Origin of the sequence: uncultured Schumannella sp. (assembly GCF_905479755.1) — a bacterium.
In the GTDB taxonomy this organism is placed as follows: Bacteria; Actinomycetota; Actinomycetes; order Actinomycetales; family Microbacteriaceae; genus DCRR01.
Window position 1 is genome coordinate 1 of sequence record NZ_CAJQNT010000028.1, and the last position, 15,135, is coordinate 15,135.

The following is a 15,135-nucleotide window of genomic DNA, read 5'->3' on the forward strand; positions in this document are numbered from 1 at the left end:
CGACTCACGAAATGCAGGAGGATCGCACGGCCTCTCCCGCATCCGCGGGGTCGGCGAACGCCACGTCGGCAGAATCTCCTGCATTTGGTGAAAAACGGCCCGGTGCCGGAGTCGGCGCCGGGGCCGGGGCCGGGGCCGCGAGCGCGGCCGGGGCCGGGAGCACGACCGGGAGCGGCAGCAGAGCCGAGGCGCGCGATGAGGGGGCGGATGCCTCCGAAACCGCGCCACCGACGGCGCCCGAGGAAGCCGATCCGCTGGGATCCGCGCCGCCGTTGATTCCCTCGCCGCCGCCGAGCGACCCGGGTTCGCCGCCGCCGCTGAATGAGCCGGAGGTCCGTCGGTGAACTTCGGACTGATCATGTCGGAGGTCGGCCAGGGCTTCCGGCGCAACCTCTCGATGGTGGTGTCGGTGATCCTCGTCACCTTCATCTCACTCACCTTTTTCGGCGCCGCGATTTTGCTGCAGATGCAGATCGGCGAGCTGAAGGGCTACTGGTACGACCGGGCCGAGGTGGCGGTGTATCTGTGCACCGAGATCTCGCCGGTGCCCGGCTGCAACGCGAGCGACGCGAGCCCTGAGCAGGTCGAGGCGGTGCGCGCCGAGCTCGAAGGCTCGACGCTCGCGCCGTACATCGAGCGCGTCGAATTCGAGACCAAGCAGCAGGCCTACGACAACTTCGTCGCGCAGTGGGAGGGCACCGCCTTCGCCGACATCGCCGACCCGGAGTTCTTCGGCGAGACGTTCTACGTCAACATGATCGACCCCGATCAGGCGGAGATCATCGTCGACCAGTTGAGTGGCGCCCCCGGCGTCGAGAACGTCGAGGATCAGCGGGCCGTGCTCGAACCGATCTTCGCGATCATGAACGCGGCCTCCTACACCGCGATCGGAATCGCTGCGCTCATGCTCGTCGCCGCGGTGCTGCTGATTGCGACCACGATCCGGTTGAGCGCCTTCTCGCGTCGGCGCGAGCTCGGCATCATGCGGCTGGTGGGGGCATCCAACCGGTTCATCGAGACCCCGTTCGTGCTCGAGGGTGTGCTCGCCGCCGCGATCGGCGCCGCGCTCGCCGGCGGCGCGATCACCGCGATCGTGCACTTCTTCGTCGGCGGCTACCTTGCCGCCTCGTTCCCGACCACGAACTTCGTGGGAGTCGAGGATGCGTTGCTCGTCGCCCCGATCCTGCTGGCGGTGGGCGGGCTGCTGGCGGCGCTCTCGGCGAGCTTTGCGATCCGCCGGTACCTCAAGATCTGACGCGCCCAGGTTCTGACCCGCTCAGGTATGCTGAACGGCTGGCCGGTGCGCGTGCGCCGGCCGACGCCGATCAGCGAGAGGAGTGACGATCATGGCGAAGAAGGAACGTGGAAGCGGGGTCGTCGCGACCAACCGCAAGGCGCGGCACGACTACCTCATCGAGGACACCTACGAGGCGGGCCTCGTGCTCACCGGCACCGAGGTGAAGTCGCTGCGCGAGGGTCGCGCGAGCCTGGTCGATGGCTACGCCTTCATCGAGAAGGGGGAGGCCTGGCTCGACGCCGTGCACATCCCCGAGTACACCGAAGGCACCTGGAACAACCACTCGCCTCGACGCAAGCGCAAGCTGCTGCTGCACAAGGCGCAGATCGTGAAGATCTCGCACAAGACCAAGGAGGGCGGCTACACGCTCGTCCCCCTGCAGATTTATTTCACCGAGGGGCGCGCCAAGGTCGAGATCGCGGTCGCGAAGGGCAAGCGCGAGTACGACAAGCGTCAGACCCTCCGCGAGCGCCAGGACAAGCGCGAGGCCGATCGCGCCATCTCGAGTCGTCGACACCTCGGCGAGTAACGGCCCGCTGCGGGCCGCGGATGCGGGACCCGGCGCCGACGCGCGGACGCGTTACGCGCTCGCCACGAACCGTGCGTCGACCGCGGCGCTCAGTTCGATGTCGCGCGGGGTGAAGGCGAGCTCGCCCCCGGCATCCTTCATGGCACGCATCGAGGCGACCTCGATCATGCTGCTCTCGGCCCCTCCCGGCTGATCTCCGAGCATCCCGGGATCGGCGAGGGCGATCGGGGTCAGGCCGCTGAGTCCGAGGGCCGCGGCGAAGGCTTGCGCCCGCTCGACCGCGTCGGTGACGGCGCCGCGGCGCACCTCGACGAGCGCCGCCTTCTCGCGCGCATCCGAGAGCCCCCACGCGATGCCGTCGACGTTGACCCCGTCGGTGGTGGCGAGGTGTTCCACCCAGCGCGCGAGCGCCTCCGTGTCGACGAACGTGGCGCTCACCTGCAGTTGGGCGTGGAACACGGCGGGCAGTTGCCGTCCTTGGTCGTTCCACGGGCGCTGCGACCAGACCCGCGCGCGCTCGGCCGACCAGCGCGTGACGGGCCCCTGCGTGGGATCGTGCAGTTCGGCCAACTGGCTCTCGAGCAATGACGCGACCTCGCTCGCGCGGGCGAATACGTGGTCGCGTTCGCGACCGTCGAAGGCGACCGTCGACGAGACGATCGCGTGCTCGGGGGTGAATTCCGCGGTGTGCTCGCCGCGGACCGTGATGACGGTCTCGCTCATGGCGCCATCATCGCACTGGTGACCGATATTCTGGCCTGCCCGTCACCAAGGAGCACCATGTCGACTTCGCGTCAGCTGTTCTCGTCCGGCTCGGTCTGGGAGCCCGTCGTCGGGTATTCGCGCGCGGTGCGCGTCGGCGCACAGGTGTTCATCGCGGGGACGACGGCGAGTTCGCCCGACGGCGCGGTGGGGGAGACGGCCGCCGAGCAGACGCGTGAAATCCTGACCCGACTCGTCGCCGTGCTCGAGCAGGCCGGTGCGCGACTCGACCACGTGGTGCGCAGCCGCATCTACCTGACCTCGATGGCCGACTTCGACGCCGTCGGTCGCGTGCACGGCGAGTTCTTCGGTGACATCCGGCCCGCGGCGACCGCGGTCGAGGTCGGGGCGCTCGCCGCGCCCGACCTGCTGGTCGAGATTGAGCTGGATGCGGTCATCCACGACTGAGCGTTCGCCGGCGGTTCCGCGCGCCGGGGCATAGCCGGGAGCTCCGTGGTGTTGTATTCTGGTGTGCTGCGTCGGATTCCGATGCGGTTTGGCAACTCCACAGCGCGCGACAACGACCCGCCCTCGATCTCGAGGGCGCAGTATGGGGATGATCGGTTTCGACATCGTCTGTGAAGCTGCGAGAAGCGGGCCGAGGATGCGGGGTTATCTCGTTAACGCCCTCCGCAAACCATAGGTGCCGATTCCAAGCGCACCGACTTCGCTCTCGCCGCCTAAGGCAGAGTAAGGAAGTCCGTCAGACCGGGTTCGCCTTCGCCCCGGACCCTGGCGTCATCTAGAGGGCTTGCTGCGTGATTGCGTTTCAGGGTCACGCGGGACTTGCACTGGAACTGGGCTCGTCGACCTAGGTGTCTGTGACAAAGGTCGGAGCCGAGTAGAACGTCTCCACAGACTGCGCCCGGAGAAGGCGCAGGTCCTCAGCGATGGACGGGGGTTCAATTCCCCCCATCTCCACCAGCAACATCGGTGCTCGTCATCGATGTCGTGTCGTTGTCGCGCGTCGTGGGATTGTTGCCCGTCTCGAGCTCGCCGCCGCGCGAACTCCCAGCGCGCCCGAGGGTCGGAGGCGTACGCTCGCCCTCACGCGAGGGATCCACCCCGAGTCTCGCGCCGTGACTCAGCCACCCGCCGTCTCGCCGTCGCCTCCCGCGCCGTTTCCGAAGAGACAAGGAAGTGGACGCATGCTGAAGCAAATACACACGGTCCTGCCCGCGAAAGACCTGACGCGGGCGCGGACGTTCTACCACGACAAGCTCGGTCTCGATCCTGCCGAAGAGCATGAGGGAATGCTCAGCTACTCGGCGGGCGGGTCGAGCTTCGACATCTATGAAACCGAGAACGCCGGGTCGGCCAAGAACACGCAGATGTGCTGGGTCACCGACGATCTCGCCACGGATGTCCGCGAACTCCGCGACCATGGCGTCGTGTTCGAGGAGTACGACGTCCCCGGAATGATGACGAAGGACGGCATCGCGACCATGGACGACGGGTCGATGACGGCCTGGTTCCGCGACAGCGAAGGCAACTTCATCTGCCTCACGCAGTACGCCTAGGCAGGCCAGCCGTTCTCCGCCGCGAGCCGGGGGAGCGCCTCATGAACCTTGGCGCTCGCCTCGGCCGCGAGCGGGTTGGTGGAGACCCCCTCGGCGCTCGCGAGCCTGCCGCCGGTGTAGACGGCCTTCAGGTTGCGGGTCGTCATCGACAGCACATAGTTGTCGATCGGATGCCAGAGCGGCCCGATGTCGGGGGAGCGCGGGTCGACAACGAGGAAGTCCGCGAACTTGCCGGGCTCCAGTGATCCGACGCGGTCGGCGATGCCGAGCACCTCGGCCGAGCCGCGGGTGTGCAGGCGCAGCATCTCGGCGGGCATCATGCTGCGCGGGTCTCCGGTGGCCGCGCGCTGCTGGAAGATGCCGATCCGCATGTTCTGCCATGGGTCGCTGACATCGGTGCAGGCCTGGTCATCGAGACCGACGCCGATCGTCATGCCGCGTTCGCGCATCCGCTGAAGGTCCGCGATCCCGCTCGCCAAGCGCCCGTTGGAGGCCGGCTGCCAGCTCATGCCGGAGCCCGCGGCCGCCGCGCGATCGATGATCTCGGGGGTGGTCTGAATGAAGTGGCCGAAGATCAGGTCGGGCCCCAGCGCGCCGGCCTCGGCGTACCACTCGAACTTGGAGCGCTGCAGCTCCACCTCGGCGCGGGTCTCGAGGAAGTGCGCCTGGTTGATGAGGCCGAAGCGCCGCATCGCCTCCAGCTCGAGCTCGGCCGCGTCGCGACGCGGCGACCACTGGACGGCGCCGAAGACCGCACTGCCCAGCCGCAGCGCCGGGTCGAGGGTGTCGTCGTGGGCGACGGCCTCGGCGAGCCGCCCGAAGATCTCGTCATCGGAGCCGACCGTCACGTCCATGCCGACGGCGTTGACGAAGCGGATGCCCGCATCCGCCTTGGCATCGGACTGGCGCGTCAGGTACTCGACCGGTCGCAGCTCGCCCGCGCCGCTACGCGCCCCCTCGATCATCGGCTCCCACGGCAGACGCGGGTCGCAGAAGTCGAACGCGGTCGTGACGCCGTTGCTGAGGAAGTCGAGCGAGCCATGCAGGGTGCACCAGTACATGAGCTCGGGCGGCATGTGGCTGAAGAAGCCGAGCATCGAATCGCACCAGCCGTAGAGGGTCTGGTCGACGCCGAGGCCGCGGGTGGGGCCGGTGAACAGGTGCGAGTGCGCCGAGACGAAGCCGGGGGCGACGAACGCGCCGGCGACGTCGAGTACCTCGGTGCCGGGGGCGACGGCGGGCGGGGTGCCGGTGCCGATCGAGGCGATGCGCCCGTCGTCGCCGACGAGCATCCAGGCGTCATCGAGAAGATCGGGGCCCGAGGCGGCAATGGGAATGAGGCGAGCGCGAGTGACAAGAAGCACCGCCCCAGTATTCCCGCGTGCGGGGTCGCGGGCATTGCCGGTGCGTTTCCGCCAGATTGCGCGCCGCCCCCCAGTACTGGGGAGCGCGACTCGCGAACCCGGGGCCCTACATTGTGGGAAACCACCGACGGTGCTGGTTGCCCACCCCTGCTCCATCCGTCCATGGAGGTTTGTTGTGCCCGAGTCCTACCGCGTCGTCATCGCACTCTCCGACCCGTCCGCCGCGCACGCGCGCGCCCGGTCGCTTCAGGTCGAGCTCTCCGCCACCGTCACGCTGTCCTCGGCGTCCGCCCTGATTTCGACCGCCGCGTCGGCACGCGCCGAAGTGGTCGTCGTCGACGCGCTCACGCTCGAATCCGCGGTCGGACTGCGCGCGGCGTCGCCCTCCGTTCGCGTCGCCGTGCTCTCCCCGGAGCCGACGCTCTCTGAGGCGCTTCGCGCGATGCGCTTCGGCGCCCACGACCTGTTGGATGCGCGCATCACGTTCTCCGAATTCGCCGCGCACCTGCGCCGACTCGCCGAAGACCACCGCGCGGATGCGGCGCGTGCCCGCGCGGCGCAACGCGTTCTCGCGATCGGCGCGCACCCCGATGACGTCGAGGCGGGTGTCGGGGGAATTCTCGCCGCGCACCGTGCGGCGGGAGACTCCGTGACGATCCTCACCCTGTCGAAGGGGCGTCGCGAGGGCGGCGTCGAGTTGGCGTGGACGGAGGCGTCATCCTCCGCTGCGGTCATCGGTGCCGAGCTCCTGTTCGAAGACCGCGAAATGAACTTCAGCGCCCTGCTCGCTGCGATCACGCCGCATGTGGCGGCTCGGAATCCGACGATCGTGTACACCCACAGCAAGCAGGACCGCCGCCAGGATCACCGCCTCGTTCACGAGGCCGCTGTCGCGGCGAGTGAAGAGATCGCGACGGTCGCGTGCTTCCAGGGCACGACCGGAACCACGTCATTCAAACCCACACGGTTCGTGCCGGTGGATGCCGTGATGGAGCGCAAACTGGAGATGCTCTCGCACTTCGCGTCCCGCGGCGCGCGGCCCACGTACCTCGCACCGGACTTCGTGCTCGCGAGCGCACGCTATTGGTCGCAGTTCGGCCACGGGGAGCACTGCGAGCCGCTGGAGATCATCCGCGAGTCGGTGACGAGCCCCGTCGCCCCGGTGGCGAGCTCCACGAGCGAGTCTCAGCACACCGGCGAGCTCGCCACCACCCCCGGCCTCGCCTAACCGCCCCGCGCCGCCGGCGGGCGGGTCAGGCGGGGACGGGATGGGGGGTGAAGAGGTTGTCGAACACGGCGGTGCGGTCGAACTGGAGCGCGTAGGCGCGCGCGGCCGCGGCGTTGGCGGCGAGCTCGTCGGGGCCGAGGGCGAGCGCGGCGCCGAGCGCGGCGGCGATCGCGCCCGGGTCCTCAACGGGCACGATCATGGCGTGATCGCCGACCGCTTCGCCGATGCCGCCGGCGAGGGTCGTGATCACGGGTCCGCCGCCCGCGAGCATCTTCTCGGCGAGCGCGATCCCGAAGGTCTCCACGAAGTCGGGGCTCGGCTTGCTTGGCAGCGCATAGACGGCGCACGCCTCCATCAGGTGCGGCTTCTCCGCGTCGCCGACATCGTCCAGGAACCGGATGCGGTCGGCGAGCGGCGAGGCCGCGGCCAGCCCGTGCAGGCGCTCGGCGTCCGGCCCGCGGCCGGCGATGATCAACTCGATGTCGTCGTCGAGGCCCGCGCGCTCGAAGCCCTCGATCAGGTCGTCGACGCCCTTGGCCGCCTGCAACCGCGAGAGGAAGAGCACGTAGCGGTTGCGGCGCAGCCCGCGACGGCCGAGCACCGCGTCGGTCTCCGCCGGGTCGAGGTCGAGGTAGGCGGAGGCGTCGATCGCCGGGTAGGAGATGGTGATGCGCTCGCGGCACTGCTCGGCGAAGCGCGTGCCGTGGCGCACATCGAGCTCGGCGGCCGCCTCGACGATCATCTCGCGCGTGTACTCCGAGACGGCGACGCAGCGATCTTGGCTGAGGTAGGCGCTGAAGATCTGTGCGGCGGCCCCGTAGGCATCCTGGTCGAGGCTCGAGCGCACCACGTTGGTGATGTCGCTGCCGACCGCCTCGGCGATCGTGGTCACGTCGACGGGAAGCCCGGTCGCCTCGGCGATGCGCACCGCATCCGAGACGGCGAGCGTGTGGGGGCTGAGGTACAGCGAGAGGGCGGTGGTCGGCACGCCGTCGGTGAACAGTTCGACGAGGCGCCCGGTGATGCCGGCGAGGTAGCGGCCGTCCGGCACCTTGTAGTCGCCCACCGGGTCGGGGCGTTCGACGTGGATGCCGGGGCTGTAGGGCAGGACGCTGTCGAGCGGCTTCAACGGCAGCCCGCTCGTCTCGAGCCGGTCCAGCGGCCAGGTGACGATGCGCACCTCATCGAAACCGCGCGTGAGGGCGGCCTCGGCGAGATTGCGCCCTTCGACGGAGTGACCGCAGATGACCGGGTCGGCCCGGTTGACGATGACGAGGCGGTTGCGAGGTTTCGTATCCATGAGCGGTTCCTTTGTGCGAGACGGTGCGTATGAGCCGGGTGCGTGTGGGTCGGAGCGGGCGCGTCGTTCGGGTCAGGCGATCGGGTGGGAGGGGGGACGATCCTGGCGGCCCCAGTCGGAGGGTTCGGCACCGAGCCGCAGGAGCAGTTCGCCACCGCGGTGGAACTCCTCTCCCGTGATCCAGCTCCGTTCGAGCGGATGCCCGTTGAGCTCCGCCGAGCGCACGTACTGCACCGGGCCGCCCGGTTCGGGTTCGCGGAAGTTCTCGGTCTCGATGACGAAACGTCCGCCGGACACGGCCAGCTCGGAGCGCCGGAAGGACGGGGCGTTGACGAAGAACAGGTTCTGCCCGGCCGCCGGGAAGACGCCGAGCGAGGCCCAGACGTACCAAGAGCTGAGGCCCCCGGAGTCGTCGTTGCCGGGTAGCCCGCCGCGCCCGGTGCCGAACTGCTGGTGGACGACGTGGTGGACGATCTCGGCGGTTCGGTCGGGGCGCCCGGCGTAGTGGTAGGTCCACGGCGCCTCCATGTCGGGCTCGTTGTTGAGCCCTTCGAAGCGCCCGAGCGCGTAGCCGGCCTCCAGCTCCTCGGCGCCGGGGGAGACGCCCGGCTGCGTGACGGGCTCGGCGCCGTAGCCGAAGAAGGCATCCGCGAGGGCGAGGTAGCCCGCATCGCCCCCCGCGAGCGCGATGCGGCCGGCCATGTCGTGCTGCACGCGGAACGAGTAGTTGTGCTTGCTGCCTTCGTAGAAGGTCGAGTCGCGCAGCAGCCCGGTCTCGGCGTCGTAGGCGTTCGACCAGCGTTCGGCGAGTCGGGTGAACTCCTCGACGAGCGCCTCATCGCCGACCACGCGCGCGACCTTCGCGGTGCACCAGTAGGCGAAGGCAATGTCGAGGGTGTGACTGATCGGATGTGCTTCCCCGCGCAGGAGGAAATCCTCACCGTAGGTGCGCCGCAGGTCGTTGTGCATGTGGACGAGCGCCCACTCCCAGTCGATGCCGGTCACGCCGCGCTGGCACAGGTCCGCGAGGAAGGTGTGCGCCAGGGCGCTGCCCTGCCGCGAGAACCGGTCGCTGCCGACGGCCATCCGGTAGCCGATCGGGAAGTTGCCTTCCTCTTCGGCGATGGTCAGCAGTGCGTTCGCGAGTTCGACGGCGCGCTCGGGGTAGAGCGCGCCCAGGAGCGGAAGCTGGGTGCGGTAGATGTCCCACATCGTGCTGATGTCGAAGACGAAGGGGCCGTCGCTCGGCCAGAACGGGCTCTCGCCGGGCGCGAGGCAGGGCTTGATGAGGGAGTGGTACAGCGCGGTGGCGAACACCGTCTCGCGTTCGGCGCTCGGCGTCTCGATCGTGATCGCGTCGAGGTGCCGTTGCCACGCCTTCTGGGTGCGCTCGCGGCGGGAGCCGAAGCGCCCGGTACTGGTGCCGCAGTCGGTGTGCAGGTTGCGCTTGGCCTGTTCGACGCCGCGCAGCGAGAATCCGATCCGCAGCTCGACGGTCTGGTCTTCGGTGCTCGCCCCGGCCCACATCAGGCCGAAGGGGCGCAGCGTGGTGGGGCGGATGTGGTCGAAGTCGAGCCGGGTGCCGCCCGGCATGAGTCGCCGGTCGTACCAGAGCATCTGCCGCCAGCTGTCGGCATCGCACTCGACGTAGATCGACAGCGGTGCCCCCTCGACGACGATCGTGCCCTGCGCCACGCCCGGGCTGACGAGCTCCAGGTGTGCGCGCAGCGGTGTCGTGGCCGAGTGCGGGATGGCGAGACCACCGAGCGAGAGGTCGACGACCAGGCGCGCCGTGGCGTGCTTCGGGAACCGGTAGCGGTGCACCGCGCTCTTGGGCCCGACGGTGAGTTCGGCGCGGATCCCCGAGTCGAGTGTGGCGGCGTAGTAGCCGGGCGAGGCCTCCTCGTCGGAGAGGTTCCAGTGCCGACCGAGCACGTCGAGCGGTTCGAGCATCGGCGTCACCCGGAAGTAGTTGTAGTACTTGCGGATCGCGCCGGTGCCGGACTGCTGGAAGTGGGTGAAGCCGGAGACGACCGCCTCATCGTGGATCGTGGTCGGCACGCCCTCCGTGTTGAGGTCGTAGCGGCCGTAGCCGGTGGGGTAGGCGCCGGAGTAGGCGCACGTGGACACCATGCCGAGCGGGTAGGTGGCGCCCGGGTGCGTGTTGCCGACCTGTGGTTTCGGCCACCACCAGGTCGCGGCGAGCCCGCTCTGGGGTGGAAGCGCCGTTACCTCGGTTCCGATGAACGGATCGACACGATCGATCATGTCCTGACGCTAAGCCGCGATTGTCTCGGGCGGATTACGGGAGTGTGACGATGCGGACAACCGGCATTTTCGGATGCCGCACGACAAACGCGGCGGGAACCTCCCGAAGAAGGTCCCCGCCGCGGGACGAACGAGTAGCCGGTTAGCGCTGAGCGCCCTCCAGCGAGCCGGTGACCGGACCGGCGGGGTCGTAGATGATGCACAGGATCTCACGGTCGCCGCCCGCCCAGCTCTCCGCCGTCGGCGAGTAGTAGGTCGCGTCCAGCTCCGAATCCTCGTACAGCACCCCGACGAAGGTGTCGAAGGCCGAGACGCACGCGAAGCCCGCTTCGTCCGCGATGGCGTCGTCGCCGGGGAATGCGCCGTCGGCCACGATGTAGCTGTAGTAGGCCTCGCTGTCGTGCGGCTCGTCGCAGGAGACGATCGGCACGGTCTGGACCTCGCCGCTGACGTCGGCGTCGTTCAGGCAGTCGCCGACCGCGATCGAGAAGACGTCGGCGTTGTCGTTGCCTTGCGTGACATTACCGTCGTCGTCGCGCTGCACACCGCCGGTCAGCGTGTCGAGGATGCTGCAGCCGCTGAGCGCAAGGCCCGCGGCGAGGATCGTGGCTCCGGCAAGGATGCGGAGCGCGCGGGATGTCGTGGTGCTCATGGGGGCCTCACATTCGGGTTGGGAGCCGGAGGTCGTCTCGGTTCACCTCCGACGCGCCCAGCCTAGCGAGTTGCGAGAATCCTGAGCAGATCCTCATGAATCAGACCGTTGCTGACGAGCAGGCTACGCGCGTCGAGGTCGGTCCCGCCGTCGATCGTCGTGACCGTGCCGCCGGCCTCCCGGACGATCGGAAACATCGGCGCGACGTCCCAGGGCTTGACGTCGAATTCGCCCGCCGCATCCACGGCGCCCTCGGCGACGAGCATGTACGACCACAGGTCGCCGTAGGCGCGGGTGCGCTCGACGGCGCGGCTGAGTTCGATGAGCTGGTCGAGGCGGCCCGCCTCGTCCCAGCCTTTCAGGCTGTTGTAGCTGAGGCTCGCGGCGGAGAGCTCGTCGATGCCGCTGACGTGGATGCGGCGCGCCTCGCCACCGTCCTCCTGCATCCAGGCGCCGTGGCCGGTGGCGGCCCACCAGCGCCGGCCGAGGGCGGGGGCGCTGACGACGCCGACCTCGGGCACTCCGTCGACCACGAGGGCGAGCAGGAGCCCCCAGTTGGGCACGCCGCGAACGAAGTTGGAGGTGCCGTCGATCGGGTCGATGATCCAGGTGCGCGAACCGGTGCCGCTGGTGCCGAACTCTTCGCCGAGGATCGCGTCGTCCGGCCGCGCCGACTCGATGTGTTCGCGCACGAGCTGTTCGACGCGGGTGTCGGCGTCGGTGACCTGGCTGCGGTCGGGCTTCAGCTGAACGTCGAGGTCTTGGGCGCGGTAGCGGTCGAGCGCGATCAGGTCGGCTTCGCCCGCGAGGGTGAGGGCGAGGGCGAGATCGTCGGCGAGCGAGTAGTCGGTCACGTTCCCAGCGTAGCGAGGAGCCGGCGGAGCGAGTCCACGCGCGCAGCGCTCGCCGTGCCCGCCTCGATGGCGTCGTCGAGCGCGCAGTCGGGGGCGCCCTCGAGGTGGGTGCAGCCGCGCGGACACTCGGCGACGATTCGGCCGAGGTCGGCGAAGGAGCGTGCGATGTTGTCGGGGTTGACGTGGCCGAGTCCGAAGGAGCGCACGCCGGGGGTGTCGATGATCCACCCGCCGGTCGGCACCCGCAGCGACACGGTCGAGCTGGAGGTGTGCCGCCCGCGCCCGGTCACCGCGTTGACGATGCCGGTGGCCCGGTCGGTTCCCGGGACGAGGGCGTTGACAAGGGTCGATTTGCCGACCCCCGAGTGTCCGACCGCGACCGTGCGGTGCCCGGCGAGCACGGGGGAGAGCTCGTCGATCGGGAAGTGGCCCTCGGCGCTGCGGAAGACGGGGATGCCGAGCCCCTCGAACAGTGCCAGGAACGGCTCCGGGTCGGCCAGGTCGGTCTTGGTGATGACCATGAGCGGCGCGATGCCCGCGTCGTAGGCGGCGACCAGGTAGCGGTCGACGAGTCGGGGACGGGGTTCGGGGTTGGCGGCCGCGACGACGATGAGCAGCTGGTCGGCGTTGGCGACGATGATGCGTTCGACCGCGTCGGTGTCGTCGGCGCTGCGGCGCAGCAACGTCTCGCGCTCGCGGATGCGCACGATGCGGGCGAGGGTGCCCTCGTCGCCGGTGGTGTCGCCGACGACGTCGACGAGGTCGCCCGTCACGATCGCCTGATCGCGCAGCTCGCGCGCGCGGGTGGCGGTGACGACGCGGTCGTCGCCCGCGTTCTCGTCGACGAGGACGGTGTAGCGTCCGCGGTCGACCGAGAGCACCCGCGCGACGACGGCATCGTCATGGTCGGGGCGCGTCTTGGTGCGGGGGCGGTTCGCCTTCGGGTTGGGCCTGGCGCGGAAGGCGTGCTCGTCCCAGTCGTCTTCGTCGTCGTCGTCCGGGGGCAGCCAGCTCATGCCGTGGCGCCCCGGGAACTCGCGACCAGCTTCGCCCACAACTCGGGGAACTCGGGCAGGGTCTTCGCGGTCGAGGCGATGTCGTCGACCTCGACCCCGTCGATGACGAGCCCGAGGAGCGCTCCGGTCGTCGCCATGCGGTGATCGGCGAAGGCGCGCCACGGCCCCGCGTGCATCGGCTGCGGCGTGATCCGAAGCCCGTCCTCGAGCACGGTGACCGCGCCGCCGAGCGCGGTGAGGTCGTCGGCGAGGGCGGCGAGACGATCGGTCTCGTGCCCGCGAAGGTGCCCGATGCCGCTCAGCTCCATCGGGGCGTCGGCGAGGGCGGCGAGGCCCGCGACCGTGGGCGCCAGCTCGCCGCCGATGGTGAGATCGAGGTCGCTCGCCGTGAGGGCGGCGCCCCCGCGCACCCCCGCGCCGCCGTCGACGGTCACGGTGTCCGTGCCGCCCTCGGCGTCGGGGATTCCGTCGCTCTCGCGCGAGATCGTCGCCCCGAACCCGGCGAGGAGCCGCGGCAATTCGTCGCCGACCTGCGTCGTCTGGCGGGGCCACCCGGCGATCGCGACGCGGCCGCCCGCGACCAGCGCGGCGGCCAGAAACGGCCCGGCGTTCGAGAGGTCCGGTTCGATGGTGACGTCGCGCGCCGCGATGGGGCCCGGCGGGACCACCCAGACTCCCGGTTCGGGGGAGTCGACGGCGACGCCACGCTCGGCGAGCGTGTGAATCGTCATCTCGATGTGCGGCATGCTCGGCAGCCGCTCGCCGGTGTGCCGGAGCGTGAGGCCGGCATCGAACCGCGGGGCGGCCAGCAGCAGTCCCGAGACGAACTGGCTCGACGCCGAGGCGTCGATCGCGAGTTCGCCGCCCGTGGCGCGTCCGGTCGCGTGGATCGTGAAGGGGAGTGAGCCGCGCCCGTCATCGCTGACCTCGACGCCGAGATCGCGCAGGGCCTGAATGGTGGTGCGCATCGGGCGTGCGCGGGCGTGCGGGTCGCCGTCGAGCGATACCGGTCCGAGCGCGAGGGCCGCAAGCGGCGGCACGAAGCGCATCACGGTGCCGGCCAGGCCGCAGTCGATCGCGATCGCGCCGCGCAGCTCTGCGGGGGTGACCAGCAGATCGGGACCGAACTCGCCCTCGCCCGGTCGCTCCTCGATGCCGACGCCGAGCTGGCGCAGCGCCTCGATCATGAGCGCCGAGTCGCGCGAATGCAGCGGGCGGCGCAGCAGCGACGGGCCGTCGGCGAGGGCCGCCAGCACCAATTCGCGATTGGTGAGGCTCTTGGAGCCCGGCAGGGTGAGCGTGACGTCGAGGGGGCCGTCGGCGAGCGGCGCGCCCCAGGGCCCCGGGGCGGAGTCCGTCACCGGGGAAAGTTGCTCGTCGCGGCCGGAATAGCTGATGAATCCCATTGGTTGACAAGAGTATCGCTCGCGAGCAGAACGGAGGCGGCGGTGACAGTTCTTGAAGCCCCGTCGGATCTGACGGACGTAGACTCGGCCCCGATGAGTGACGACGACGCCTCGGCCGAGCTGCGGTCCCAGTTCGAAGATCAGGCCATCCCCTTCATGGATCAGCTCTACGCTGCCGCGCTGCGGATGACGCGCAACCCCGCGGATGCGAGCGACCTCGTGCAGGAGACCTTCGTGAAGGCTTACTCCGCGTTCGCGCGCTTCGAACAGGGCACGAACCTGAAGGCGTGGCTGTACCGCATCCTCACCAACACCTTCATCAACACCTACCGCAAGAACCAGCGCACGCCCTATCAGGGGGCGATCGACGAGCTCGAGGACTGGCAGCTCGGCTCCGCCGAGTCGCTCACCCAGGGGCGGGTCACGCGTTCGGCCGAGGCGGAGGCGATCGATCACCTGCCCGACAGCGACGTGAAGGAGGCCTTGGGCTCGATCCCCGAGGACTTCCGGCTCGCCGTCTACCTCGCCGATGTCGAAGGCTTCTCCTACCAGGAGGTCGCCGACATCATGAAGACCCCGGTGGGGACCGTCATGAGTCGACTGCATCGCGGCCGCCGACTCCTGCGCGAGCGCCTCGCCGACTACGCCGCCGAGCGCGGCTACACCACTACGAACACCGGGAGCACCTCATGACCGATTGCGGCTGCGAGAAAGCCAAGGCCGAACTCGAGGAGTATCTGCATCGCGAATTGAGCGATGAAGACTTCCGCGACGTCTCCGATCACCTGGAGAACTGCCCCGACTGCAACGGCGAGCACCTGGTGGGGCTGACCCTGCTCCAGAAACTGCAGCGCTCCTGCCAGGAGAAGGCGCCCGACTCGTTGCGGCAGGCGATCCTGGACCGACTGGACGGCGCCGCGACGCACTAGACGCCGCGGC

15 protein-coding genes and 1 other RNA gene are annotated in these 15,135 nt (G+C 69.6%); 8 read left to right on the top strand and 8 right to left on the bottom strand.

From position 1 onward, the window contains the following. Window positions 1-340 precede the first annotated feature (340 nt). Complete coding sequence (ftsX, locus tag QZ258_RS08030) at window positions 341-1,255, top strand: permease-like cell division protein FtsX (protein ID WP_294180362.1); 915 nt, start codon at window positions 341-343, stop codon at window positions 1,253-1,255. Window positions 1,256-1,346: 91 nt separating this feature from the next. Then, complete coding sequence (gene smpB, locus QZ258_RS08035; protein ID WP_294180365.1) at window positions 1,347-1,826, top strand: SsrA-binding protein SmpB; 480 nt, start codon at window positions 1,347-1,349, stop codon at window positions 1,824-1,826. 51 nt (window positions 1,827-1,877) lie between these two features. On the opposite strand, the gene QZ258_RS08040 is transcribed toward smpB, so the two are convergent. Beyond that, on the bottom strand, window positions 1,878-2,549 hold the full coding sequence (locus tag QZ258_RS08040) for an SIMPL domain-containing protein (RefSeq protein ID WP_294180367.1): 672 nt from the start codon (window positions 2,547-2,549) through the stop codon (window positions 1,878-1,880). A 57-nt stretch (window positions 2,550-2,606) separates the two neighbouring features. Between QZ258_RS08040 and QZ258_RS08045 the strand changes: the two genes are divergently transcribed. The 3 genes from QZ258_RS08045 to QZ258_RS08055 all read left to right on the top strand — a co-directional run bounded on the left by QZ258_RS08045 (window position 2,607) and on the right by QZ258_RS08055 (window position 4,108). Continuing rightward, a complete protein-coding gene (locus QZ258_RS08045; RefSeq protein ID WP_294180368.1) occupies window positions 2,607-2,996 on the top strand; it encodes a RidA family protein in 390 nt (129 codons plus the stop codon). Between the two features lie 144 nt (window positions 2,997-3,140). Then, window positions 3,141-3,512: a transfer-messenger RNA gene (gene ssrA, locus QZ258_RS08050) on the top strand. 224 nt (window positions 3,513-3,736) lie between these two features. Continuing rightward, window positions 3,737-4,108 carry a VOC family protein gene (locus QZ258_RS08055; RefSeq protein ID WP_294180370.1) on the top strand — a complete coding sequence of 124 codons (372 nt, stop codon included), beginning with the start codon at window positions 3,737-3,739 and terminating at the stop codon, window positions 4,106-4,108. Here the strand turns inward: QZ258_RS08055 and QZ258_RS08060 are convergent. Then, window positions 4,105-5,472, bottom strand: a complete 1,368-nt coding sequence (locus QZ258_RS08060; protein WP_294180371.1) for an amidohydrolase family protein — start codon at window positions 5,470-5,472, stop codon at window positions 4,105-4,107. The two genes, QZ258_RS08055 and QZ258_RS08060, sit on opposite strands and share 4 nt — an antisense overlap. A 175-nt stretch (window positions 5,473-5,647) precedes the next feature. Between QZ258_RS08060 and QZ258_RS08065 the strand changes: the two genes are divergently transcribed. Beyond that, the gene (locus QZ258_RS08065) at window positions 5,648-6,700 is read left to right on the top strand and encodes a PIG-L family deacetylase (RefSeq protein WP_294180373.1); all 1,053 of its coding nucleotides are present in this window, start codon (window positions 5,648-5,650) and stop codon (window positions 6,698-6,700) included. Window positions 6,701-6,725: 25 nt separating this feature from the next. On the opposite strand, the gene QZ258_RS08070 is transcribed toward QZ258_RS08065, so the two are convergent. From QZ258_RS08070 to aroA, 6 genes are all read right to left on the bottom strand, one after another. Further along, window positions 6,726-8,000: a glycosyltransferase gene (locus QZ258_RS08070; RefSeq protein WP_294180374.1), complete on the bottom strand. Its 1,275-nt coding sequence runs from the start codon at window positions 7,998-8,000 to the stop codon at window positions 6,726-6,728. A gap of 72 nt (window positions 8,001-8,072) precedes the next feature. Next, window positions 8,073-10,268 (bottom strand): glycoside hydrolase domain-containing protein, encoded by a 2,196-nt coding sequence (locus QZ258_RS08075; protein ID WP_294180375.1) that lies wholly within the window; start codon window positions 10,266-10,268, stop codon window positions 8,073-8,075. A 142-nt stretch (window positions 10,269-10,410) separates the two neighbouring features. Next, entirely contained in the window at window positions 10,411-10,920 is a 510-nt protein-coding gene (locus QZ258_RS08080) for a septum formation family protein (RefSeq protein ID WP_294180378.1), read from the bottom strand. Window positions 10,921-10,982: 62 nt separating this feature from the next. Beyond that, entirely contained in the window at window positions 10,983-11,774 is a 792-nt protein-coding gene (locus QZ258_RS08085) for an inositol monophosphatase family protein (protein ID WP_294180380.1), read from the bottom strand. Next, the gene (rsgA, locus tag QZ258_RS08090) at window positions 11,771-12,790 is read right to left on the bottom strand and encodes a ribosome small subunit-dependent GTPase A (RefSeq protein WP_294180384.1); all 1,020 of its coding nucleotides are present in this window, start codon (window positions 12,788-12,790) and stop codon (window positions 11,771-11,773) included. Before rsgA ends, QZ258_RS08085 begins: the two co-directional genes overlap by 4 nt. Next, window positions 12,787-14,196, bottom strand: coding sequence for a 3-phosphoshikimate 1-carboxyvinyltransferase (aroA, locus tag QZ258_RS08095; protein WP_294180390.1), 1,410 nt, complete (start codon window positions 14,194-14,196; stop codon window positions 12,787-12,789). Before aroA ends, rsgA begins: the two co-directional genes overlap by 4 nt. 93 nt (window positions 14,197-14,289) lie before the next feature. On the opposite strand from aroA, the gene QZ258_RS08100 reads away from it, so the two are divergent. Further along, a complete protein-coding gene (locus tag QZ258_RS08100) occupies window positions 14,290-14,889 on the top strand; it encodes a sigma-70 family RNA polymerase sigma factor (RefSeq protein ID WP_294180392.1) in 600 nt (199 codons plus the stop codon). After that, a complete protein-coding gene (locus tag QZ258_RS08105; protein WP_294180394.1) occupies window positions 14,886-15,125 on the top strand; it encodes a zf-HC2 domain-containing protein in 240 nt (79 codons plus the stop codon). The genes QZ258_RS08100 and QZ258_RS08105 overlap by 4 nt, the downstream gene beginning before the upstream one ends. Window positions 15,126-15,135 lie beyond the last annotated feature (10 nt).

Excerpts from the sequence above, each read along its gene's own strand:
- smpB (WP_294180365.1), top strand. The coding sequence starts at position 1,347 with ATGGCGAAGAAGGAACGTGGAAGCGGGGTCGTCGCGACCAACCGCAAG.
- QZ258_RS08040 (WP_294180367.1), bottom strand. The coding sequence starts at position 2,549 with ATGAGCGAGACCGTCATCACGGTCCGCGGCGAGCACACCGCGGAATTC.
- QZ258_RS08045 (WP_294180368.1), top strand. The coding sequence starts at position 2,607 with ATGTCGACTTCGCGTCAGCTGTTCTCGTCCGGCTCGGTCTGGGAGCCC.
- QZ258_RS08055 (WP_294180370.1), top strand. The coding sequence starts at position 3,737 with ATGCTGAAGCAAATACACACGGTCCTGCCCGCGAAAGACCTGACGCGG.
- QZ258_RS08070 (WP_294180374.1), bottom strand. The coding sequence starts at position 8,000 with ATGGATACGAAACCTCGCAACCGCCTCGTCATCGTCAACCGGGCCGAC.
- QZ258_RS08075 (WP_294180375.1), bottom strand. The coding sequence starts at position 10,268 with ATGATCGATCGTGTCGATCCGTTCATCGGAACCGAGGTAACGGCGCTT.
- QZ258_RS08080 (WP_294180378.1), bottom strand. The coding sequence starts at position 10,920 with ATGAGCACCACGACATCCCGCGCGCTCCGCATCCTTGCCGGAGCCACG.
- rsgA (WP_294180384.1), bottom strand. The coding sequence starts at position 12,790 with ATGAGCTGGCTGCCCCCGGACGACGACGACGAAGACGACTGGGACGAG.
- aroA (WP_294180390.1), bottom strand. The coding sequence starts at position 14,196 with ATGGGATTCATCAGCTATTCCGGCCGCGACGAGCAACTTTCCCCGGTG.
- QZ258_RS08100 (WP_294180392.1), top strand. The coding sequence starts at position 14,290 with ATGAGTGACGACGACGCCTCGGCCGAGCTGCGGTCCCAGTTCGAAGAT.
- QZ258_RS08105 (WP_294180394.1), top strand. The coding sequence starts at position 14,886 with ATGACCGATTGCGGCTGCGAGAAAGCCAAGGCCGAACTCGAGGAGTAT.